The sequence below is a fragment of the Streptomyces sp. NPDC005281 genome, assembly GCF_040607495.1.
Lineage (GTDB): Bacteria > Actinomycetota > Actinomycetes > Streptomycetales > Streptomycetaceae > Streptomyces.
This window is the reverse complement of record NZ_JBEXGX010000016.1, coordinates 103862-126205: the sequence shown is the minus strand read 5'-3', so window position 1 is coordinate 126205 and position 22344 is coordinate 103862. Positions and strand designations below refer to the sequence as shown.

Sequence of the window (22344 nt, the reverse complement as noted above, 5' to 3'; positions counted from 1 at the left end):
CCCCGGCCAGGTCGCCCTGCCCGAGCAGAAGAGCGCGGTGCCGTCCCCGGTCCGCCTCGACGGGTTCAACTCCGCACCCGCCGGAGAGGTCACCCGCGCCCTGCTCGGCTGCTGCCACAGCCTGCGCTGGGTCCACCGTCTGGCCGACCACCGCCCCTACCCGGACCTCGGCGCCCTGCTGGCCGCGGCCGACGAGGCGGCGTACGACCTGACCCCCGCCGACCTGGCCGAAGCCCTGGCCGGCGAATCGCTCACGCCGCTGCCGGACGGCGCGTACTCCGCCGCCCACACGGCGCTGAGCGCCGCGCACGCCGCGTACGAGAGCAGATTCGGACACGTGTTCGTCATCTGTCTGGACGAATTCACTCCGGGCGAGGCGCTCGACCAGGTGCTCGGCGGCATCCGGTCGCGCCTGACGAACGACTCCGAGGAGGAGCGGGTCGTCACCGCGGACGAACTGCGCAGACTGGCCCGCGGCCGGCTGACCCGCCTCGTCCGCCAGTTCGCCCACGAGCCGCGACACGCCGACTTCCGGCGTCCGGAATAGCCCGAACGTGCCTGATTGATTGCCAGTTTGATCACATTGATAGGGCCGCTGTAAGCGTTCCGACAACACGTCGCTACGATGGCCGGGGCCGGTGGACCGTACCCGGCCGGGCCCGACCGACAGAGAAGCCGGCGCGGCCCCAATCCCCGCTCCCGGAGGGTTCTTCCGTGCCGGCTGGAACGCTGTACCGCGGCCGGGAAGGAATGTGGTCCTGGGTGGCTCATCGAGTCACCGGCGTCCTCATCTTCTTCTTCCTGTTCGTACACGTGCTGGACACCGCTCTCGTCCGTGTCTCCCCCGAGGCGTACGACAAGGTCGTGGCCACGTACAAGACGCCGATCGTCGCGCTGCTGGAATACGGCCTCGTGGCCGCCATTCTCTTCCACGCGCTCAACGGCCTGCGTGTCATCGCCGTCGACTTCTGGTCCAAGGGCCCGCGCTACCAGAAGCAAATGCTCTGGTCCGTCGTCGGTATCTGGGTCGTGCTGATGTTCGGGGCTCTTTACCCCGTCCTCGGTCACGCATTCCGCGAAGTATTCGGGAGCTGACGCAGATGTCCACTACTGACACCGCCGCTTCCGGCATCGGCCCCGTGGAGGGCGCCGGAGATTACTCGGCCTACAGCGTCGACAACCCGGCCCCGTTCATCGAGGCGCCGCGCAAGCGCACCAAGAAGACCCCGAAGTCGACCCGCGGCAACTTCGAGATGTACGGCTGGCTCTTCATGCGCCTGTCCGGCATCGTCCTGGTCGTCCTGGTCCTCGGCCACCTGCTGATCCAGCTCGTCCTCGACGGCGGCGTCTCCAAGATCGGCTTCGCCTTCGTGGCCGGCCGCTGGGCGAGCCCGTGGTGGCAGGCCTGGGACCTCGCGATGCTGTGGCTGGCCATGCTGCACGGCTCCAACGGCCTGCGTACCGTCATCAACGACTACGCGGAACGCGCGGGCACGCGCCTGTGGCTGAAGGGCCTGCTGTACACCGCCACGGTGTTCACGATTCTGCTGGGCACGCTGGTGATCTTCACCTTCGACCCGAACATCCGCTAGGCACGGGGCTGAGGCAACCACTCATGAAGATCCACAAGTACGACACCGTCATCGTCGGCGCCGGCGGCGCCGGCATGCGCGCCGCCATCGAGGCGACGAAGCGCAGCCGCACCGCCGTGCTGACGAAGCTCTACCCCACCCGCTCCCACACGGGCGCCGCGCAGGGCGGCATGGCCGCCGCGCTCGCCAACGTGGAAGAGGACAACTGGGAGTGGCACACCTTCGACACGATCAAGGGCGGTGACTACCTGGTCGACCAGGACGCCGCCGAGATCCTGGCGAAGGAGGCCATCGACTCGGTCCTCGACCTGGAGAAGATGGGCCTGCCGTTCAACCGGACGCCCGACGGGACGATCGACCAGCGCCGCTTCGGCGGTCACTCCCGCAACCACGGCGAGGCCCCGGTGCGCCGGTCCTGCTACGCCGCGGACCGCACCGGTCACATGATCCTCCAGACGCTGTACCAGAACTGCGTCAAGGAGGGCGTGGAGTTCTTCAACGAGTTCTACGTCCTCGACCAGCTGATCATCGAGATCGACGGGGTCAAGCACTCGGCGGGCGTCGTCGCCTACGAGCTCGCGACCGGCGAGATCCACGTCTTCCAGGCGAAGGCCGTGATCTACGCGTCCGGCGGCACCGGCAAGTTCTTCAAGGTGACCTCCAACGCGCACACCCTCACGGGTGACGGCCAGGCGGCCGTCTACCGTCGCGGGCTGCCGCTGGAGGACATGGAGTTCTTCCAGTTCCACCCGACCGGCATCTGGCGCATGGGCATCCTGCTGACGGAGGGCGCCCGCGGTGAGGGCGGCATCCTCCGCAACAAGGACGGCGAGCGCTTCATGGAGAAGTACGCGCCGGTCATGAAGGACCTCGCGTCCCGTGACGTCGTGTCCCGCTCCATCTACACGGAGATCCGCGAGGGCCGCGGCTGCGGTCCCGAGGGCGACCACGTCTACCTCGACCTCACGCACCTCCCGCCGGAGCAGCTCGACGCCAAGCTGCCCGACATCACGGAGTTCGCGCGGACCTACCTCGGCATCGAGCCCTACACGGACCCGATCCCGATCCAGCCCACCGCGCACTACGCCATGGGCGGCATCCCGACGAACGTCCAGGGTGAGGTCCTCTCGGACAACACCACCGTCGTTCCGGGCCTGTACGCCGCCGGTGAGGTCGCCTGTGTGTCGGTGCACGGCGCCAACCGCCTGGGCACCAACTCGCTCTTGGACATCAACGTGTTCGGCAAGCGGGCCGGTATCGCCGCCGCGGAGTACTCGGCGAAGGTCGACGCCCACATCGAGCTGCCGGAGGAGCCGGCCTCGAAGGTCGTGGCCCAGGTCGAGCGCCTGCGCAACTCCACGGGCACCGAGCGGGTCGCCGCCATCCGCCTGGAGCTCCAGGAGTGCATGGACGCCAACGTGATGGTGTTCCGCACCGAGCAGACGATCAAGACGGCGGTCGAGAAGATCGCGGAGCTGCGCGAGCGCTACAAGAACGTCTCGGTCCAGGACAAGGGCAAGCGGTTCAACACCGACCTGCTGGAGGCCATCGAGCTGGGCAACCTGCTCGACCTGGCCGAGGTCATGGCCGTCTCCGCGCTCGCCCGCAAGGAGTCCCGCGGCGGTCACTACCGCGAGGACTACCCGAACCGCGACGACGTCAACTTCATGCGCCACACCATGGCGTACCGCGAGGTCGGCGACGACGGCACCGAGTCCATCCGTCTCGACTACAAGCCGGTCGTCCAGACCCGCTACCAGCCGATGGAGCGTAAGTACTGATGGCTACTCCCACTCTGGACAAGGCGGACGCGGCCGGCGCACCCGAGCCCGGTTTCGCCGACTCCCCCTACATCACCGCCACGTTCCGCATCCGCCGGTTCAACCCGGAGGTCTCGGCGGAGTCGGTCTGGGAAGACTTCCAGCTCCAGATCGACCCCAAGGAGCGTGTCCTCGACGCGCTGCACAAGATCAAGTGGGAGCAGGACGGCACACTCACCTTCCGCCGCTCCTGCGCGCACGGCATCTGCGGGTCGGACGCCATGCGGATCAACGGCAAGAACCGGCTGGCCTGCAAGACGCTGATCAAGGACCTCAACCCCGAGAAGCCGATCACCGTCGAGGCCATCAAGGGCCTGACGGTGCTGAAGGACCTCGTGGTCGACATGGACCCGTTCTTCCAGGCGTACCGGGACGTGATGCCCTTCCTCATCACGAAGGAGACCAACGAGCCGACGCGCGAGCGTCTCCAGTCGGCCGAGGACCGCGAGCGGTTCGACGACACGACCAAGTGCATCCTGTGCGCGGCGTGCACGTCGTCCTGCCCGGTGTTCTGGAACGACGGCCAGTACTTCGGTCCGGCCGCCATCGTGAACGCCCACCGCTTCATCTTCGACTCGCGTGACGAGGCCGGGGAGCAGCGCCTGGAGATCCTCAACGACAAGGACGGTGTGTGGCGCTGCCGCACGACGTTCAACTGCACGGACGCCTGCCCGCGCGGTATCGAGGTCACCAAGGCGATCCAGGAAGTCAAGCGTGCCCTGATCACGCGCCGCTTCTGAGGTCTTCCTCCTCAGCCTGTACGTCGTGTGGGCCCCGCTTCCTCCGGGAGCGGGGCCCACTCACGTGCGGAGCCACGAACGGGCGAAACGGACCGATCACGGCTCAGGGCTGCCGACCGGCCTACGATGATGCTCTCGACACCAGCCCACAGGAGGCACGTGATGTCCGCAGCATCCGTCGAGCGGCCCCACGACGACCGTCCGCTGATCGCGGAGGCGAACCGTCTCATGGACCGCAACCCGGGCTACCGCGTCGAGATCATCGGAGGCCAGATCCTCGTGTCCCCGCCGCCGGACGGCCCACACGCCGAGGCCCTGACCAGTCTCACCGTCCCCTTCCTGACGGCCGGGCTGCACACCTCGGGAACGCGAGTGCTCCAGGGGATCGGGCTGTGGCTCCCCAGTGGCACGGAGGACTACGCGATTCCGGACCTGTCGGTAGTGGATGCCGACTACCGGGACAGCTACGTCGAGAACAACTGCTACGACCCCATCTGCTTCCGCCTCGTCCTGGAAGTCACCTCCAGCAACTACCAGTCCGACCTGCGCACCAAGGTCTCCGCGTACGCCGGCGCCGACGTGCCCGTGTACGTCATCGTCGACCGGAAGCACCAGCGCCTCCACGTCCTCACCGACCCGGCCGGGGGTGGATACGGCAGCCACCGCATCCACGCCCCCGGCGAAGTCGTGGCGCTGCCCGACTCCATCGGCGCCAAAGTCACCCTCGACGTGGCCGAGATCCTCGCGGCAGGCGGCCCCGAACCGGTGCTCTGATCAGAGCTGGCTGAGGATCGTCGGGTCCGTGATGTGCAGGTCGTCGGCCAGCAGCATCGCCTTGCTGAGGATCACCGCGAGCATGCGGTCGCCCTCGAACGGCAGATAGCCGGCCTGGGGGCCTCCCGCCGCGGACTTCGGGACGATGCACAGGTACTGGTCGTTCGGGCTCATCAGGATGTTCCCCGAGCCCAGATGGATCCTGTACGTGTGCCGCTCGCCCTTCACATGCAGGAAGCGGCCCTCCAGCATGCAGCGGTCGGCCATCGCCAGCCGGGGTATCAGGCGGTCGAGCAGGGCGCCGCGGGTCTGCGCGGTCTCGTTCAGGTCGCCGAAGCCGTACGACGTCCAGTACTCCTGGAAGCGGCCGCCGGGGCCGCCGTCCTGCCAGGTCGGGTCGTTGCCGACGCTGGAGACGCCGACGAACAGGTCGACGTCGCGCAGGACTTCGGACAGGACGAGCGGCGGGATCCCGGTCAGCGGCAGGGGTTCCACCGGGTCCGCGCCGTCGCGCAGCCGCATGCGGTACTCGCCGCCGTAGCAGTGCGCCGAGTTCTCGGGGGCATCGAGCGGATAGAAGCGCACCTGGTCGGTGCGCAGCCGCAGATAGCTGCCTGACTCGGTGGTGTCCTCGCCGTACTCGCCGTCGCCGGTGATCCAGTACTCGGCGCGCAGCCCCCACTGCGGCAGCTCCCGGGTGGCCGGGGGCGCCTCGTCGTCGACGCAGAGGCGGAGCTTGTTGCGCCAGCCTCTGACGGCGGCCAGGGAGTTGAACTGGTGCTGGCGCACGAAGTGAGCGGCGAAGCGGTTCGAGTACGTGCCCGTCGCGCGCTCGGCGTCCGTCAGGAGGTACACCTCGCGGTGGGCCTGCTTGAAGGGCTGGGTGATCTCGTGCCGCTCCAGCCAGTCCCGCCAGGCGACGACCTCGGCGCTGTCGCGGCCGGCCGGGTGCCAGAGGGTGACCTCCTCGCCCGACGTCACCGGGTCGTCGGTGAGGGTGGACAGCTCACCGTTCGCGAACCCGGCCGGTGTGCCGTCGACCGTCCACAGGAGCCGGCGGGCGAGGGTGCCGACGAGCGGGTGGTCGAGGTAGCGCTTGCGCCAGGTGTCGTACGCCCAGGTGCGCCGGCCGAGGAACTGCCGGTCCAGGCGCTCGGTCTGCGCCGAGAGCATCTTGTCGATGTCCTTGACGGCCGCCTTGAGCTCCTTGAGCTCCTCGGCGTGGTCGCGCCGCACGGCGGCGGGCACGCTCTTCACCGCCTTGCCGCTCGCGTTGCGCCAGCCCAGCACGGCACGCGAGCCCTGGACGTCGAGAAGCGCTGTGAACTCGCCGAGCTCGTGACGCGCCTGCCCGACCTCGGTGAGCCCGTACGCGGGGACTGCCAGTTCCTCGATCTCCTCCCGGCTCAGGCCGAGGGTGGTGGCCTTCGCCTCGAGGGAGCCGTCGATGAGCTTGGCCGTGGCCTTGTACGTCACCCGGGTGGCCAGCCGGGCCAGTTCGGCGAGGGCGGCCTCGCCGTCGACGCGGGAGAGCGCGATGACTCCGGCGTTGGCGACCTTCGGGTTGCGCGGGCCGAGTCCGGTGACCTTCTTCAGGGAGGTCTCGACGAGCGCGCCGAGGGCCCGTGCGGTGTCCGGGTGGGGCGGCAGCAGGGAGACCAGCCAGGCCAGTCCGCGCAGCCCGTTGGCGTTGTACGGGTCGTAGGCGTTGTTGATGTCCGCCTCGTACGGCTTGGGGTCCAGCGGGTGGGTGCGGGGGCGGCCGACGAGGGCGAGCCAGGACAGCGCGGCGTCGCGGACCTGTTCGGTGCCGAGGTTGTCGACGAGGGCGTGGGCCTGCCGGTCCCACTTGGCGGAGGGCTTGGAGGCGGTGGCCGTCATCAGATGGGCGAGCAGGGCCTGCCCGTCGGGGGTGGAGGCGTCCCCCATGGCCTGCTCTGCCCACTCCTCACCGACGTTGAGGACGGGCTCGGTGACCTGCTTCATCAGGTCGGCCACGTACGAGCGGCGGTAGGCGTCCATGCCCGTGCGGCGGAGGACCGCGACGACGGCGGGGTCCAGCCGACGGCCGGCCGCCAGCTCGGCCCCGGCCAGGACGTCCGTCCGCGTCGCGTACCAGACGGTGTTCTGCCGCCCGAGTTCCTCGAGTTGCTTCAGGCGTTCGTCCGCGAGCCGGTCCTCCGGGAGGCCACGGGAGACGACGGCGAGCATCGTCAGCACGTGGTTGCGGGGTCCCGATCTGCCGCCGACCGTGTGATAGCCCTCGGCCAGCGCGCCGGCCAGCCTCTCCCGCTGGTCGGCGGGAAGCGCGCCCAGCAGGTCGAGGATCTCGTCCCAACCGGTTCCCCACTGGCCCGTGTCGACCAGTGCGGCCCGCAGGAGGTCGGTGGCGAGCCCTCCCATGTTGCCCTTGGCCGCGTTCGAGCGGATCCACCCCAGATGCGTCCTGGTGTTGGCCATCGTCATCCCCCCACCAGCGCGACGAGCTTGAGGAAGGTGACCTCGGTGCCCAGGACCAGCTCGATCTCCTCGTCCAGCTCGGTCATCTGGCGCTCGCCCACGAGCACCAGGAAGCCGTTGCCCGCGAACGCCTTGAGCGCGAGCTCGCTCTGGGCCTCCGGGTCTATCCGGCGGGGCGTGCGCAGCGCGTAGCCGTTCAGCACGCGCTCGGTGTTCTCGGGCTGCACGAGCCCCTGGAACACCTCGGGCATACGCGCGTTGTACTCGGCGACCTCCTGGAAGACCCGCCGCCGGATCAGCTCGCGCACCGCGAGCCGCTCCTCGGCGATCTCGATCCCCCAGCCCGCGCCCCGGTCCCCACTGGTCGTCTCGTCGACGAACGTCACCATTCCCATGCCGAAGACAGTACGAGCCGCCACTGACAACCGGTCACCGGGCCGGTTCCACGCGGCCCCCGACCCCAGGCACGCGATGCGCTTCACCTCTCCCCGAACCGAAGAACGCGATGCGCTTCGCCTCAACGGGTGATCACGTGTTCGGGCCGCGGTCAGCCCCTCCCCGTCCCCCCGCGGCCCGCCCCTAGCCTGACGGCATGTCAAACGATGTGTCACATGAGGCGTACGAGCTGCTCGGGCTCGACAACGTGCTGCTGCCCGTCGGGGATCTCGGCGAGGCCGCGGGTTTCTACGAACGTGCCGGGTTTCCGCCGGCGTTCCGGCTGGACGAGGCCGGGATCGCGCTGCTGAAGGTCGGTAAGGAGACGCCCGGCGTGCTGCTGCGGCTGGACGAGGGGCTGGGTCACCGGCCGCCGCCGCGGGCGTCGCCCCGGCTGTGGCTCGAGGTGGCGGACGCCCGCGCCGCGGCCCGTTCGCTCGCGGCCGCGGGTGTCGCGACCCTCGGCGAGCCCTTCTCCGGCGCCACCGGCTGGACCGTCGAGATCGCGGACCCCTGGGGCAATGTCATCGGGCTGACGGACTACACCAAGCGGCCCGAACTCGCCCGCGGGGCACAGCGGTAGCCCAGGCGTCCGCCCCGGTCCGAGCCGCGGCGGACGGCCGCCGGGATCCGACTTGAACATGTTCAAAAGGAGGTCTACATTCATCCCAGACAGCGTTTTGAACGCGTTCAAGAAGGGGTGGGGACATGGACCTCACAGTCGTCGCGTACGTCATCTATCTGCTGGTCAGCATCGCGCTGACGGTCTGGGTGGCACGCACGCTGAGCCACAACGGCCGGATCTTCCTGTCGGACGTCATGCACGGCGACGAGAAGCTCGCCGACGCCGTCAACCACCTTCTGGTGGTGGGCTTCTACCTCGTCAACCTGGGCTTCGTCGCGCTCTATCTGCACCAGAGCGACAAGATCTCCAACGCCCGCGAGATCTTCGAGGCCCTGTCGACAAAGCTGGGCGTCGTCCTGCTGGTGCTCGGCGTCATGCACCTGGGGAACGTCTACGCGCTCAACAGGATCCGGCGGCGGGGCGTCATGGAGCGGGAGCAGACACCGCCGGTGCGGCCGACGGACTGGGCCGCCCCCGCGGCCGGGGCGTGAGACCGGTGAACGCCGCACCGGCCGGCCGGGACCGGGACGCCGAGCGCGTCCCGGTCCTCGGGCTCACCGTCCTCTACGACGCGCACTGCCCGCTCTGCGCCTTCCTGAAGAAGTGGCTCGCAGGCCAGGCCCAGCTCGTACCACTGCGGTTCGTGCCCGCCGGCTCCGAGGAGGCCGCCCGGCGCTGCCCTCGGCTCGACCACCGCGCCACCCTGGACGAGATCACCGTCGTGGGGGACGCCGGGCAGGTCTACCAGGGAGCCGCGGCCTGGGTCGTCGTCCTGTGGGCGCTGCGCCAGTACCGGCCGCTGGCCCACCGGCTGAGCACTCCCACGGGTGCGAGGCTGGCCAGGGGCGCGACCCTCGCCGCCGCCAAGTGGCGCGAGGCGCAGTCGTCCCGGCGGTGGGGCGGCGGCGTGTACGGCCGGGGCGACGGCTGGCGTTACGACCCCGCCGCCGGATGGATCTTCGAGCCGCCCGGCTGTGACAGCGGGGGATGCCGGACCGTTCCCAGTCGTTAGGCTCGTCCCGTGTCAGCACCGAAAGACAGCCCCGGCCCCATCGGGTCCCCCGAGCCCGCCGACTCCCCGGGCAAGGAGGCGAAAGGCCCGGCGAAGAGCGAGCAGACCCGGGCCCTGATCCTGGAGACCGCGATGCGCCTCTTCCAGGAACGGGGGTACGACAAGACGACGATGCGCGCCATCGCCCAGGAGGCCGGGGTCTCCGTCGGCAACGCGTACTACTACTTCGCCGGCAAGGAGCACCTGATCCAGGGCTTCTACGACCGGATCGCCGCCGAACACCAGGAGGCGGTCCGCGAGGTGCTGGACCGCGAGACGGACCTGGAGGCCCGGCTGGGCGGGGTGCTGAAGGTGTGGCTGGACATCGCCACGCCGTACCACGAGTTCGCCGTCCAGTTCTTCAAGAACGCCGCCGACCCTGACAGTCCGCTCAGCCCCTTCTCCCCCGAGTCCGAGCACGCGCGCGTGGAGGCCATCAGCGTCCACAGGGAAGTGCTGGCCGGGGCGAAGACCAAGGTGCCTGAGGAACTGCGCGAGGTCCTGCCCGAGCTGATGTGGCTCTCGCAGATGGGGCTCGTCCTGTACTGGGTCTTCGACCGCACCGAGGGCCGCGAGCGCAGCTACCGGCTCGCCGAACGCGGCGCGCGGCTGACGGCGCGCGGCGTCTCGCTGGCCCGCTTCCGGCTGCTGCGCCCCCTGGTCCACGAGGTGCACGAACTGTTCACGGACTTCCTGCCGGGAATGACGAAGGCCCTGCCGGACCCGGCCAAGAAGCCCGGCCCCACGAGAGAGAAGGGGTAGCGCCGGCCGCCACGCGAAAGGGGCGCCCGCTCCGGCGGACGCCCCTTGCCTCTCGTGGTCCCCGCGCCCGGCGGCGTCAGTTGACCGCGTCGGCGTCCACCTCTCCCTGCGCCAGCTCGACGTCGTGCACCAGCGGCTCGTCCGTGACGACGACGTGCCGTGCCCGTGCCCCGTACGAACGGGCCGTCGCCGAAAGCAGATACGTCCCCGGGGCCGGGACCGAGACGATGTAGGAACCGTCGGCCAGCGAGGTCACCCGGTCCAGCTGACGTCCGCCCTTGGACAGCAGCGTGAGAACCGCTCCGTCGACGGCCTCGCCGTCCGCGTCACGGACGAAGCCGTGCACGGCCGAGGCTCCGCCCGGCACCGGAGCCGTGTCCGCGGCGGGCTCCTCCGCGGGCTCCACCGCCAGGTGCGGCAGTCGCCTGTCCAGGGCCGCGGGCAGCCACCAGTTGGAGTTGCCGAGCAGATGCATCGCGGCGGGGACCAGCGCCGTACGGAGGATGAATGCGTCCAGGGCGACCGCGGCCGCGAGCCCGACGCCCGCCGTCGCCGCTCCCGCGTCACCGCTCAGGACGAAGGCGAGGAAGACGCAGACCATGATCAGGGCGGCCGAGTTGATGACCCGCCCGGTCTCGGCAAGTCCGACCCGCACCGCGCGCGCGTTGTCCTTCGTGTGCACCCACTCCTCGTGCATTCGGCTCACCAGGAACACCTGGTAGTCCATGGAGAGGCCGAAGAGCAGCGAGAGCATGATGACGGGCAGGAAGGCGTTGATCGGGCCCTCCTTGCCGAGACCCAGCAGTCCCAGGCCCCAGCCCCACTGGAAGATCGCGACCAGGACGCCGAAGGACGCGGCGGCCGCGATCAGGTTCATCAGCGCGGCCGTCAGCGGGACCATCAGGGAGCGGAAGGCGATCAGCAGGAGCAGGAAGCCGAGGCCGATGATCGTGGCCACGAAGTAGGGCAGCCGGTCGCCGGTGATCGTGGCGAAGTCCTTCGACACGGCGGTCACACCGCCGACGTGGGCCGTCACCCCGGCGTCGGGGATCACCCGGTCCCGCAGGGTGTCGATGAGACGGTCGGTCTTCACCGACTGAGGTGAGGTGGCCGGCACCACCTGGATCACCGTCACCCCGTTCGCGGGCGGCAGCGCGGCGACCGCCGCGACCCCGGGCGTACCGCTGATGCTCTTCGCCAGGGCATCCGTGTCACCGCCGGTCACGACCACCTGCAAGGGGCCGTTGAAGCCGGGCCCGAAGCCCTCGGCGAGCAGGTCGTAGGCCTGCCTGGTCGTCGTCCCGCCGTCGTCGTTGCCCTGGTCGGTGGCGCCGAGGTGCAGCGACAGGACCGGGATCGCGAGGATCGCCATCACGGCCAGCGCGAGGGCGGCGATCGTACGGGGACGGCGCTGCACGCTCATCGACCAGCGGGCCGCGGCCCCGCTCGCCCGCTCCGGTTCCGGGCCCCGCTCCGCCAGCTTGCGCCGCTGACGGCGGCTGAGCACCCGGGTTCCGAGAAGGCCGAGGAGCGCGGGCAGCAGCGTGACGGCGGCGAGCACGCTGAACACGACGGTCAGGGAGGTGCCGATGACGACGCCGTCCAGGAAGCGGAGGTTCGTCACGAGCATGCCCGCGAGCGCGATGCACACCGTTCCGCCCGCGAACAGCACCGCCCGGCCCGAGGTGTTGAGGGCTACCACCGCCGACTCCTCCGGCGCCAGCCCGCGCAGGATGCCGCGCCGGTGCCGGGTGACGATGAACAGCGCGTAGTCGATGCCGACGCCGAGGCCGATCAGGGTGGCCAGCAGCGGTGCCAGGTCCGGGATGTCCGTGGTGTGGCTGAGCAGCTGCGTGGAGAACAGCCCCGTACCCACCCCGAAGATCGCGATGCCGATCGGCAGCAGCATGGCGAAGAGCGAGCCGAAGGCGAGGAAGAGGACGACGGCCGCGGCCAGGATGCCGACCATCTCGGCGAGACCGGTGGGCGGTTCCTGGACCCGCTGGATCGCCTGTCCGCCCAACTCCACCTGAAGACCGGTGCGTTCGGCCCCCTGCGCGGTGTCCATGACCTTCTGCACCAGATCCTTGGGTACGGCGTTCGCCTGCTCGGCGAAGGTGATCTGGGCGTACGCGATCCGGCCGTCCTTGCTGATCTGCGCGGCGCCCCGCTCACCCTGGTAGGGCCCCGCGACCTGGCCGACGCCCTTCATGCCGGCGATCTCGTCCAGCACGGGCTGGATCCTGGAACGCACCGAGGCGTCCTTGACCGTTCCCCCGGCGACCTTCCACACCACCGTGTCGGTGTCCCCCGCGCTGTTCGGGAAGGCCTTCTCCATCTGGTCGTACGCACGCTTGGAGTCCGTGTTCGGAAGGGAGAACACGTTCGCGTAGTCCGTGCCCGCGGTGGTCGCCGCGAAGCCGAGTCCGAACAGCGCACCCACCCACAGCAACAGGACCACCAGCCGGTGCCGATAGCACCACCGTGCCAATACCGCCACGTTCAACGCTCCTTAGTCGGTCGGTCCCCCAGGTCCTGGACACCAGGATTCGCGGCCACGCACGCGGGTGGACACGACCCGCCCATGACTCTCAAGGAACTCCAAGGCGCGAACGGCACCGGTCACCAACGGCCCGGCCGATACTGGGGACATGACCGCACACGAGGGAGCCACCGTCCTCGTCGTCGAGGACGAGCCGAGCATCGCGGACGTCCTCACCATCGCGCTGCGCTACCACCAGTTCGAGGTGATGGCCGCGGGAACCGTCCGTGAGGCGCTCGCCCTCGCCGAACGCACCCGCCCCGACGCGGCGCTGCTCGACGTGATGCTCCCGGACGGCGACGGACGGGCCCTCGGTCGTGAACTGCGCCTGCGGCGGCCCGACCTGGCCGTCGTCTTCCTCACCGCGCGGGACGCGCCCGCCGAGATCGTCGGCGCCCTGGGCTTCGGCGACGACTACATCACCAAGCCGTTCAACATCGACGAGGTCGTCGCCCGGATCACCGCAGTCCTCCGCCGCACCCGGCCCGAGGACGTCCTGCCGCAGCGCCCTCCCCTGCGCTACGGCGATCTGGAGCTGGACGAGACGACGTACCGCGTCCACCGCGCGGGCACCACCGTCGAGCTCACCCCCACGGAGTACGCGCTGCTGCGCTTCCTCGTCCGCAACGGCGGCCGGATCGTGCCCAAGGAGCAACTCCTGCGCCACGTCTGGCAGTACGAGCACCCCGCCGAGTCGACGGTCGTCGAGACGTACATCAGCTACCTGCGGCGCAAACTCGAACCGCTGGGGCCACCGGTGATCGAGACCCGCCGGGGCGTGGGATACGGGCTCGCGTGAGGCCGCCCGTCCGGCCCGGCTGCCGTCCGCGTTCCCGGCACGGCGTCCATTCGCTGCGCGGCAAACTGACGATCACGAACGTGGGACTGCTGGCCCTGGGCATCGTGGTGGCGACCGCCGTGAGCCTGATGGGCATGCGGCACTATCTCCTCGACCAGGTGGACACCCAGCTCGTCAAGACCCGGGACTCACTGGGCGTCTCCCAGCTCACCATGCGCCAGATCGACTCGCTGAGCGCCCTCGCGTTCGTACGGGACCGCATCGGTCCCGCGGCGGACGCGTCGCCGAAGCCGGACTCGCTCTTCGCCGCCGTCGACCGGCACGGCGAGGCGGTCGAGGTGGCCGGCTTCCAGCCCAGCGGGACGCAGCGCGCGTTCGCCGCAGCCGTGGACGATCCCGCCGCTCTCGCCCGCGGCGGCGACCCGCGTGACATCACCGTGCGCGGCGCCGCCTACCGGGCCACCGGGGCACGGCTCGCCGACGGGACGTACGTCCTGTTCGCCGCGTCCACCGACGGACTGCACAAGGGCATCGCGAAAGCCCTCAAGCTCGATCTGGCCGTGGGCACCCTGCTGCTGGCGCTCCTCGCGTGTCTGACGATGTTCAGCGTGCGCCGCCGGATGCTGCCGCTGGAGGCCATGGTGGAGACCTCGTCCGCCATCGCCGAGGGTGATCTGACCCGGCGCGTCCCCTCCAGTCATCATCCGACCCAGGAGGTCGAACAGCTGCGGCTCGCGCTCAACTCCATGCTGCACCAGGTCGAGTCCGCCTACCGGACGCGCGAGGACAGCGCCGCCCAGCTGCGCCGTTTCGTCGGCGACGCCTCGCACGAGCTGCGCACCCCGCTGGCGGCGATACGCGGCTACCTCCAGCTGTACGAGAAGGGGATGCTGACCGATCCCGTCGAGCGCCGCAGGGCCTGGGACCGGATGAACGCGGAGGCCGACCGCATGGGCCGGCTGGTCGACGAGCTGCTCACCCTGGCCCGCCTCGACCAGCGGCCCGAGCTGCGCTTCAGGAACGTCGATCTGAGCCGGCTCGTACGGGACGCGGCCGCCGATCTGCGTGCCCAGCAGCCCGGCCGCCCGGTGACCGTGGACGCCGACGGCACGCTGCTCGTGCGGGCCGACGAGTCGGGGCTGCGCCAGGTGCTGGGCAATCTCGTGGGCAACGTACGTACCCACACGCCCGACGACGTACCCGTGCGGCTCGGCCTGGAGCGCGCGGACGGCGTCCTGCGGCTGTGTGTCTCGGACAAGGGTCCCGGGCTCACCGAGGAGGACGCCTCACGGGTCTTCGACCGCTTCTTCCGGGTCGGCGGCGGCGCGGGCAGCGGACTCGGCATGGCGATCGTGGAGGGCGTGGTGAGAGCGCACGGGGGAAGCGTCGCGGTACGGACCGCACCCGGCGAGGGCCTGACGGTGACGGTGGCACTGCCCGTGCGGTGAGGGAACCGCGGAGCCGGGGGCGAACCGGGACCGGTGAGGCCCGCGAGTGTGCCGCGCGGGCCGGGACGGCTGCGCTCGCACCGCTGTGACCTGCGGATACGGACTTGGGCAGAAGCTGACCCGCGCGGTTGAACACCGGCAGCCCAGGCCCCGTACACCACGATGAGGGCGAATCGGTCGCAACCGATCGGCCCGCCACGCCGCCACCGCGCATCGCACGGAAGGACCGCCGGGTTGTCGTTCAACACAAGCTCTCGACAGCTGCCGAACACGGACGAGACGCCTCCGCGCGACGAACCGACGCCGGACCCGCTCGCGGACACGGCCACCGGCGCGGAAACGAATACGGATACGGCCACGGATACGAATACGGAAACCGATCAGGACGCCGCCGCCTCCGGTGAGGGAGAGGCAGCGGCCGGGGCGGCCCCCGAGATCTCCGCGAACGACGGGGCCGCCTCTTCGGGTTCCGGGGCCCCGGAGGAAACTCCGGCCGAGGCCGAAGGCCCGTCCCCGAGCCCGGCCAAGGCCCTGGCCGAGGCCGACGTCCAGGCCCCGAGCCCGGCCGAGGCCGACGTCCAGGCCCCGAGCCCGGCCGAGGCCGAAGGCCCGACCGAGCCAAGTGCCCCGGCCGACGGCTCCACCGCGGTGGGCGCCCCGGCCGGTACCGAACCCGGCACCGGAACCGTTGCGCCGGCCGAGGTCGGCGCGGACGCGGACCCCTCGGACAGCGGCTCGGGAGTGGCTGCTTCCCCGGCCGAGGAGGCCCCTGCCGGGGAAGTCCCGGACGCGGCCGTCGGGGACGGGGCCGGTGACGGGGAGGAACCGCCGGGGGACGAGCCGCCCGGGCGCGGCCGGTGGCACGGATGGCGCGGCCGGCATCCCGTCGCCGCCCGCACCCTCGCGTGGTCCACGACCCTCGTCGCCGCCACGCTCGTCCTGTTCGCGCTGCTCATGCCGAGCCATGCGGACAAGTTCCGGCCGGCCGAGTTCCTGCGTCTCCCGGTGGAGGCGATCTTCGGCGCGGCGCTGCTGATCGTCCTGCCCCGCCGCCCGCGGATCGCGCTGTCGGTGGCCGCCGGACTGGTCCTGGGCGTGCTGACCGTCCTGAACATCCTCGACATCGGCTTCAACGAATACCTCGGGCGGGGCTTCAACGTCGTCCTCGACTGGTCCCTCTTCGGCGACGCGCAGGCCTACCTCCAGGACACGTTCGGCAACGACGGCGCGCTCGGCATCGCGGCCCTGGCCGTGACGCTCGTGATCGTCATACTGGCCCTCCTGACGCTGTCGGTCGTCCGGCTGGGCAACCTGGTCGCCAGGAACACCGTGACGGCGACCCGCACGACGCTGGTCCTGGCCATAGCCTGGGTCACCTGTGCGACGCTCGGCGTGCAGTACACCGGGGTGCCCATCGCCTCCGAGCACGTCGCCCTGGTCGTCCAGGACCGGGCGGAGCGGGTGCGGCAGACCCTGCGGGACGAAGCCGAGTTCGCGAAGATATCCAAGAAGGACAACTTCGCGAACACGCCGCCCAGCCAGCTGCTCACCGATCTGCGCGGCAAGGACATGATCATCACGTTCATCGAGAGCTACGGCCGCAGCGCCATCGAGGACCCGCTCATGGCACCGCGCGTCGACGCCACGCTGACAGCCGAGAACAAGAAGCTGACCCGGGCCGGTTTCGCGGCGAAGAGCGGCTGGCTCACCTCGGCGACGTACGGCGGCAGCAGCTGGCTCGGCCACTCGACGTTCCTGTCGGGCCTGTGGATCAACAACCAGCAGCGCTACCGCACCGTGACCGCGGGCGATCACCTGACCCTGCCCGGCGCCTTCAAGAAGACCGGCGACTACGACACCGTCGGCGTCATGCCCGGCGTGCAGAAAGCCTGGCCCGAACAGAAGTTCTACGGCATAGACAAGCTCTACGACGCCCACCACCTCGGCTACAAGGGGCCGAAGTTCAGCTGGTCGACCATGCCCGACCAGTACGCCCTGGCCGCGTTCGAGCGCCTGGTGCACAGCAAGAAGCACGACAAGCCGCTGATGTCGACGATCATCCTGACCTCGAGTCACCAGCCCTGGGCGCCCATCCCCGAGACCGTCTCGCAGGACCAGGTCGGCGACGGCTCGGTCTACAACGCCATCGAGAAGGCCGGCAAGAGGCCCGCCGACATCATCACCAGCTCGCCGAAGTCGAAAGTGGAGTACGGCAAGGCGATCTCGTACTCGGTGACGAGCCTGATCGACTACCTGGTGAAGTACGGCAACAAGAACACCGTGCTGATCTACCTCGGCGACCACCAGCCGATCGCCCGGGTCAGCGGCGACCACGCCAGCCGTGACGTGCCCGTCTCGATCGTCGCCAAGGACCCGAAGGTGCTCGACAGGATCGCCGACTGGGGCTGGACGGACGGTCTTCAGCCCGAGCACAACGCCCCGGTGTGGAAGATGAGCGCGTTCCGCGACCGCTTCCTGACGGCCTACGGATCGACTCCGCACCCCTAGGGCCTGACGGAACCGACTCCCCGTCCGCGGGCGGCGATCACGGCGAGGGCCGTCGACCGCCGCCCGCCGCCGTCACGTCGACCGGAGCGGGAACCACGGCGGCTGTCACAGCCAGCTCAGCTGCCAGAGGCGGAAGACACCGGTCCCGTCGGACAGGTACTCGCCGCCGCTGATGTCCTCGCTGCTGATGACGTAGTCCTTGCGCTGCCACAGCGGAATCAGCGGGACGTCCTGGGCCACGTCCGCCTGGAGCCGGCGGAACGCGTCCGCCGTACGGCTTCGGTCGGCGTCCTGCTGGGTCTCCTTGATCAGCCGGTCGACATCCTTGTTGCTGTAGCCGTTCTTCATGCTGTTGCCGGTGCCGACGAGCGGCGCGCCGAAGGTGTCGGCGTCGGGATAGTCGGCGACCCAGCCGACCGCCCAGGAGTCAAGACCGCCCTCCGCGTACTTCTTCTGGAACTCGGTCCACTCGAAGCCCTCGGTCGTCACCTTGAAGAGTCCGTCCGCCTCCAGCTGCCGCTTGAGCTCGGCCGCCTCCTCGCCCGCGGCACCCCGCCCCTCGGCGAAGCCGTAGGTGAAGCGCACGGGCAACGAGACGCCCGCCTCGGTCAGCAGGGCCCGCGCCTTCCGGGGGTCCGGTTTCGGGTAGTCGTCGAAGAACGAGGTCGCGTGTCCCGTGATCCCGGCCGGGATCAGCCCGTACAGCGCGTCGGTGGTCCCCCGGTACGTCCGGTCGACCAGCTTGTCGCGGTCGATCAGCGAGGCGAGGGCCTGCCGGACCCGCCGGTCGTGCAGCGGCGAACCCTCGCGCACGTCGAGGACGAGATTGCGGGTCTCGGCGCTGTCGGCCGCCATGACCCGCTGGGCGGGGTCGCTCGGCGAGAGGGCGGCGAGCACGGCGGGCGGCAGCTGACGGGCCACGACGTCCAGCTCCTTCGCCTTCCAGCCCACCTGGAGTGCCTGCGAGTTGGCGTAGTAGCACAGGACGACCGGCGTGCCGGGGCTGTCGACGGCGCCCTCGTAGCGGGGGTTGGGGGCGAGGACGGCCTTCGTGTTCGCCGAGTACGTCTTGAGGACGTAGGGCCCCGTGCCGTCGGCACCGGAGTCGGTGCGCAGGCTGCGCCTGGGGTAGCGGGTGCCGTCGACGATCGATCCGGCGCCGGTCGCCAGCTTGAACGGGAAGGTCGCGTCGGGCGAGGACAGCCGGAACGTGACGGTCAGGCCGCTGGCGTCCACGCTGCCCAGGGTGGAGAGCAGGGAGGCGGGTCCGACCTCGTCGTTGATGCGCTTGATCCGGTCGAAGGAGAACTTCACGTCCTCGGCGGTCATCCTGCGCCCGCTCGCGAACGTCAGGTCGTCACGGAGTGTGCAGCGATAGGTGCGCAGCCCCGTGTCGGTGAACGCGCAGCTCCTGGCGGCGTCCGGAACGGGCTTGACGCCGCCCGGCTCGAAGGTGAGCAGCGACTGGAAGAGATTGCTGAACAGGGCCCAGGATCCGGCGTCGTAGGCGCCGGCCGGGTCGAGCGAGGTGACGGCGTCCGTCGTGCCCACCCTGATGGTGCGGTCGCTGTTCTGCTTCGCGGGCAGCAGTTGCCAGCCGGCCACACCCGCGCCCGCCAGGACGAGCAGTGTCGCGAGAATCCATAAGCGAACCGATCGCATCGGTGCCCTCCCCAGGCGCCCCGCACGCCACTCCCCTAGTGGCGCGGATCACCTAACCACAGGAGTTTCAGCCGTGGAAGGGAATCGGGAAGAGTGCTCGGGTCCGATGAAAACGATCTTTTCCCGCCGTCCCACAGCCGGTTCTCAGGCTTCGAGCGACGCCAGCTCGACGACGGTGATGTCCGAGGGCGCGCCGACCCGGGTCGGCGGCCCCCAGGCTCCCGCGCCCCGGGAAACGTAGAGCTGGGTGTCTCCGTAGCGCTCCAGGCCGGCGACCGTCGGATTGGCGGCGGCCGCGACGAAGTTGCCCGGCCACAGCTGTCCGCCATGGGTGTGTCCGGACAGCTGGAGGTCGACGCCGTGGCGTACCGCCTCATGGATCTGCACCGGCTGATGCGCGAGCAGCACACAGGCCCGGGTCGTGTCGCGGTCTCCGAGCGCCCTGCCGAAGTCGGGTCCCTGCCCCTCGCTCTCGCCCTGGAGGTCGTTCACTCCGGCCAGGTCGAATCCGGCCAGCTCGGTCCGCGCGTTCTCCAGGGGATGGATCCCCAGCTCGCGCACCTCCCTGACCCACTGCGCCGCCCCGGAGAAGTACTCGTGGTTCCCGGTGACGAAGTACGACCCGTGCCGGGCTCGCAGTCCGGCGAGCGGTGCGGCCGCGGGGCCGAGGTTCTTCACGCTGCCGTCGACCAGGTCGCCCACGACGGCGATCAGGTCGGGCTGTGTGGAGTTGATGGTGTCGACGACCTTCTGGGCGAACCCGCGGCCCAGTACCGGCCCGAGATGGATGTCGCTCACGACGGCGATCCGGAAGCCGTGGGCGGACCGGGGCAGTTTGGCCAGCGGCACGGTGACCCGCTTCACCCCGGGCCCGCGCAGTACGCCGTACGTTCCGTAGCCCACGGTCCCCACCGCGACGGCCGCGGCCGTGCCGCCCACGACACGCGAGACGAACAGCCGCCGCGACGGCACCCGGAGGGCCTCCGCCGGTTCAGCCGGTTCCGCCGGGTCGGCCGGGTCAGCCGGGTCGGCCGGGTCGGCCGGTTCAGCGTCGGCCGGCTCGGTCGGTTCAGCCCGTTCGTTCGGGTCAGCCGGGGACACCGGCGCGGTCGGCCGGGCGGCCCGGCGCTCCAGGAACCGTCGCAGGACCGGCCGTACGAACTCCCCGGCCAGCAGCGCAAGGACGAGGTAGAGGCCCAGCGGCATCCACAGGAACCCGGGCCAGGACAGCGTCCGCTGGAGCCAGAAGGGAGCGCCCGCGCGCTCGCTCACGACGGCGCCCACCATCAGCAGCGGCCCGGCGACGAAGACGGCGGCGCCCAGCCTGCGGACCGGTCCGGGACCGCTCGTGGTGTCCCGCACCAGCCGGCGATAGGCGTACCAGTGCAGCCCGCCGAGCACGGCCAGCGCGGCCAGACCCGCAGACACGAACAAGATGACCATGACGCCGTATCCCCCGTTATGACGTCTGGCGCAAAGCGCGTACTCCGCGCAACCCGATGACCCCGACGACCGTCCCAAGGACAAACGACACGACGGTGAGCGTCAGATGCACCCAGAAGTACGCCGTCGGATCACCCGCGTCGTCGAACGCGAGCCCACTGGCGTCTTCCCAGAGATTCTTAGCGAAAGTGACCCAAATGACCCAACTCCACACCCCGAAGGCGAGCAGGAACCAGGACACGGGGCGGCTGAGCTTCATGCGTTCAGTATCGCCGTCGCCCACCGTCGTCCGGCGCCGGGGTGGAGAGGGCGGGGCGGCTTCCCCGGACGGTGACGGGAATTCCGGTCACAACCCCTGTACTTTCTCGATCGTGCCCGTCTCGAAAAAGATCATTCGGCGATCCCTGCTGACCGCATCCGCGACTTTGCTGGCCCTTTCTCTCACCGCGCCCGCGTTCGCCGACACCGCCGACGCGAGCCCGTCGGAGAGCCCCACGGCCTCTCCCTCGGCCACACCCCCGGCGAACATGTCGAGCCTGGGCGGTGAACGGCTCGGCAGGCCCGGCAACCAGGTGGCCCTCGGCGGCGGCGCCCCCGTCCTGCCCGCGGACATCACCGCCCGTTCCTGGATCGTCGCCGACGCCGAGTCCGGCGACGTCCTGGCCGCGCACAACGCCCACTGGCGGCTGCCCCCGGCGAGCACCCTGAAGATGCTGTTCGCCGACACGGTGCTGCCCAGGTTCCCGAGGACCACCTCGCACAAGGTGGCCCACTCCGACCTGGCGGGCATCGGCGCGGGCTCCAGCGTGGTGGGCATAAAGGAGAACCAGACGTACACCGTCCACGACCTGTGGCTCGGTGTCTTCCTGCGTTCCGGCAACGACGCCGTGCATGTGCTGTCCGCGATGAACGGCGGCATCGACGAGACGGTCAAGGACATGCAGGCGCACGCCGAGGACCTCCAGGCCCTCGACACGCACGTGGTGAGCCCGGACGGCTACGACGCCGGGGGCCAGGTTTCGTCGGCTTACGACCTGACCCTGTTCGCCCGTTCGGGACTCCAGAAGAAGGACTTCCGGGAGTACTGCTCGACGGTGCGGGCCAAGTTCCCCGGCGTGGCGGCCGGGAACCGGAAGGGCACGGCCGGCCGCGCGCCCTCCGAGATCCAGAACACCAACCGGCTGCTGACCGGCGACAGCGACGTCACCGCATACCAGGGAATCGCGGGCGTGAAGAACGGCAACACCACCAACGCGGGCGCCACCTTCACGGGTGTCGCCGAGCGCGGCGGCAAGGTGCTGCTCGTCACGGTCATGAACCCGGAGAAGAAGGAGCACAACGAGGTCTACAAGGAGGCCGCGCAGCTGCTCGACTGGGGATTCCAGGCCGCGGGCAAGGTCCAGCCCGTGGGTGAACTGGTCCCGCCCAAGGGCGTCGACACCACCGCCCAGCCGGGCGCGAACGCGTCGGACGGCGCGAGCCCCGGCACGAACTCCGGCACCGGCGGGGCGAGCGCCTCCACGAAGCCGGTGGCGGCCTCCACCGCCGTCGCGAAGGGCGGTTCGAGCGGCATCGGCGTCGCGCTCGGGCTGGCGGGCGGCTTCCTCGTGCTGCTCGCGGCGGGCGTCTTCCTGGTCAACCGCCGCTGGCCGCTGCCGGACCTGATGCGCCGGCGCCGTTGAT

At 70.2% G+C, this 22344-nt stretch carries 20 protein-coding genes; 14 read left to right on the top strand and 6 right to left on the bottom strand.

Annotated elements, in window-relative coordinates:
• Nucleotides 1-37: 37 nt before the first annotated feature.
• From ABZV42_RS23060 to ABZV42_RS23035, 6 genes are all read left to right on the top strand, one after another.
• Entirely contained in the window at nucleotides 38-547 is a 510-nt protein-coding gene (locus ABZV42_RS23060; protein WP_355975935.1) for a 2-oxo-4-hydroxy-4-carboxy-5-ureidoimidazoline decarboxylase, read from the top strand.
• A gap of 167 nt (nucleotides 548-714) precedes the next feature.
• A complete protein-coding gene (sdhC, locus tag ABZV42_RS23055) occupies nucleotides 715-1095 on the top strand; it encodes a succinate dehydrogenase, cytochrome b556 subunit (protein WP_103550164.1) in 381 nt (126 codons plus the stop codon).
• A 5-nt stretch (nucleotides 1096-1100) separates the two neighbouring features.
• The gene (locus tag ABZV42_RS23050; protein WP_328671047.1) at nucleotides 1101-1592 is read left to right on the top strand and encodes a succinate dehydrogenase hydrophobic membrane anchor subunit; all 492 of its coding nucleotides are present in this window, start codon (nucleotides 1101-1103) and stop codon (nucleotides 1590-1592) included.
• 23 nt (nucleotides 1593-1615) lie between these two features.
• Nucleotides 1616-3373 carry a succinate dehydrogenase flavoprotein subunit gene (gene sdhA / locus ABZV42_RS23045; protein ID WP_355975938.1) on the top strand — a complete coding sequence of 586 codons (1758 nt, stop codon included), beginning with the start codon at nucleotides 1616-1618 and terminating at the stop codon, nucleotides 3371-3373.
• Nucleotides 3373-4152 carry a succinate dehydrogenase iron-sulfur subunit gene (locus ABZV42_RS23040; RefSeq protein WP_355975941.1) on the top strand — a complete coding sequence of 260 codons (780 nt, stop codon included), beginning with the start codon at nucleotides 3373-3375 and terminating at the stop codon, nucleotides 4150-4152. Before sdhA ends, ABZV42_RS23040 begins: the two co-directional genes overlap by 1 nt.
• A gap of 162 nt (nucleotides 4153-4314) precedes the next feature.
• On the top strand, nucleotides 4315-4926 hold the full coding sequence (locus ABZV42_RS23035; protein WP_355975944.1) for a Uma2 family endonuclease: 612 nt from the start codon (nucleotides 4315-4317) through the stop codon (nucleotides 4924-4926).
• Here ABZV42_RS23035 and ABZV42_RS23030 read toward each other — a convergent pair whose 3' ends face one another.
• The gene (locus ABZV42_RS23030) at nucleotides 4927-7392 is read right to left on the bottom strand and encodes a DUF4132 domain-containing protein (protein WP_356053361.1); all 2466 of its coding nucleotides are present in this window, start codon (nucleotides 7390-7392) and stop codon (nucleotides 4927-4929) included.
• Nucleotides 7389-7781, bottom strand: a complete 393-nt coding sequence (locus ABZV42_RS23025; RefSeq protein ID WP_355975949.1) for a hypothetical protein — start codon at nucleotides 7779-7781, stop codon at nucleotides 7389-7391. The genes ABZV42_RS23030 and ABZV42_RS23025 overlap by 4 nt, the downstream gene beginning before the upstream one ends.
• A gap of 197 nt (nucleotides 7782-7978) precedes the next feature.
• Between ABZV42_RS23025 and ABZV42_RS23020 the strand changes: the two genes are divergently transcribed.
• The 4 genes from ABZV42_RS23020 to ABZV42_RS23005 all read left to right on the top strand — a co-directional run bounded on the left by ABZV42_RS23020 (nucleotide 7979) and on the right by ABZV42_RS23005 (nucleotide 10259).
• Complete coding sequence (locus ABZV42_RS23020) at nucleotides 7979-8404, top strand: VOC family protein (protein ID WP_355975952.1); 426 nt, start codon at nucleotides 7979-7981, stop codon at nucleotides 8402-8404.
• Nucleotides 8405-8529: 125 nt separating this feature from the next.
• Nucleotides 8530-8937, top strand: coding sequence for a hypothetical protein (locus ABZV42_RS23015; protein ID WP_355975955.1), 408 nt, complete (start codon nucleotides 8530-8532; stop codon nucleotides 8935-8937).
• A 5-nt stretch (nucleotides 8938-8942) separates the two neighbouring features.
• Nucleotides 8943-9458: a DCC1-like thiol-disulfide oxidoreductase family protein gene (locus ABZV42_RS23010; RefSeq protein WP_356053359.1), complete on the top strand. Its 516-nt coding sequence runs from the start codon at nucleotides 8943-8945 to the stop codon at nucleotides 9456-9458.
• Nucleotides 9459-9590: 132 nt separating this feature from the next.
• Nucleotides 9591-10259 carry a TetR family transcriptional regulator gene (locus ABZV42_RS23005; protein ID WP_355976157.1) on the top strand — a complete coding sequence of 223 codons (669 nt, stop codon included), beginning with the start codon at nucleotides 9591-9593 and terminating at the stop codon, nucleotides 10257-10259.
• A gap of 76 nt (nucleotides 10260-10335) precedes the next feature.
• Here ABZV42_RS23005 and ABZV42_RS23000 read toward each other — a convergent pair whose 3' ends face one another.
• Entirely contained in the window at nucleotides 10336-12750 is a 2415-nt protein-coding gene (locus ABZV42_RS23000; protein ID WP_355976159.1) for an MMPL family transporter, read from the bottom strand.
• A 160-nt stretch (nucleotides 12751-12910) separates the two neighbouring features.
• Here ABZV42_RS23000 and ABZV42_RS22995 point away from each other — a divergent pair, with 160 nt between their 5' ends.
• From ABZV42_RS22995 to ABZV42_RS22985, 3 genes are all read left to right on the top strand, one after another.
• Complete coding sequence (locus ABZV42_RS22995; RefSeq protein ID WP_355975961.1) at nucleotides 12911-13600, top strand: response regulator transcription factor; 690 nt, start codon at nucleotides 12911-12913, stop codon at nucleotides 13598-13600.
• Nucleotides 13597-15048: a HAMP domain-containing sensor histidine kinase gene (locus ABZV42_RS22990; protein ID WP_356053357.1), complete on the top strand. Its 1452-nt coding sequence runs from the start codon at nucleotides 13597-13599 to the stop codon at nucleotides 15046-15048. The genes ABZV42_RS22995 and ABZV42_RS22990 overlap by 4 nt, the downstream gene beginning before the upstream one ends.
• Before the next feature lie 234 nt (nucleotides 15049-15282).
• Nucleotides 15283-17556, top strand: a complete 2274-nt coding sequence (locus tag ABZV42_RS22985; RefSeq protein ID WP_356053355.1) for a sulfatase-like hydrolase/transferase — start codon at nucleotides 15283-15285, stop codon at nucleotides 17554-17556.
• A gap of 105 nt (nucleotides 17557-17661) precedes the next feature.
• Here ABZV42_RS22985 and ABZV42_RS22980 read toward each other — a convergent pair whose 3' ends face one another.
• The 3 genes from ABZV42_RS22980 to ABZV42_RS22970 form a co-directional block, all read right to left on the bottom strand.
• The gene (locus ABZV42_RS22980; RefSeq protein WP_356053353.1) at nucleotides 17662-19218 is read right to left on the bottom strand and encodes an ABC transporter substrate-binding protein; all 1557 of its coding nucleotides are present in this window, start codon (nucleotides 19216-19218) and stop codon (nucleotides 17662-17664) included.
• Nucleotides 19219-19362: 144 nt separating this feature from the next.
• The gene (locus tag ABZV42_RS22975; RefSeq protein ID WP_356053351.1) at nucleotides 19363-20661 is read right to left on the bottom strand and encodes a metallophosphoesterase; all 1299 of its coding nucleotides are present in this window, start codon (nucleotides 20659-20661) and stop codon (nucleotides 19363-19365) included.
• A gap of 16 nt (nucleotides 20662-20677) precedes the next feature.
• Complete coding sequence (locus ABZV42_RS22970) at nucleotides 20678-20920, bottom strand: SCO4848 family membrane protein (RefSeq protein ID WP_328449026.1); 243 nt, start codon at nucleotides 20918-20920, stop codon at nucleotides 20678-20680.
• Nucleotides 20921-21032: 112 nt separating this feature from the next.
• Between ABZV42_RS22970 and ABZV42_RS22965 the strand changes: the two genes are divergently transcribed.
• Nucleotides 21033-22343 (top strand): D-alanyl-D-alanine carboxypeptidase, encoded by a 1311-nt coding sequence (locus tag ABZV42_RS22965; protein ID WP_356053349.1) that lies wholly within the window; start codon nucleotides 21033-21035, stop codon nucleotides 22341-22343.
• Nucleotide 22344: the final 1 nt, after the last annotated feature.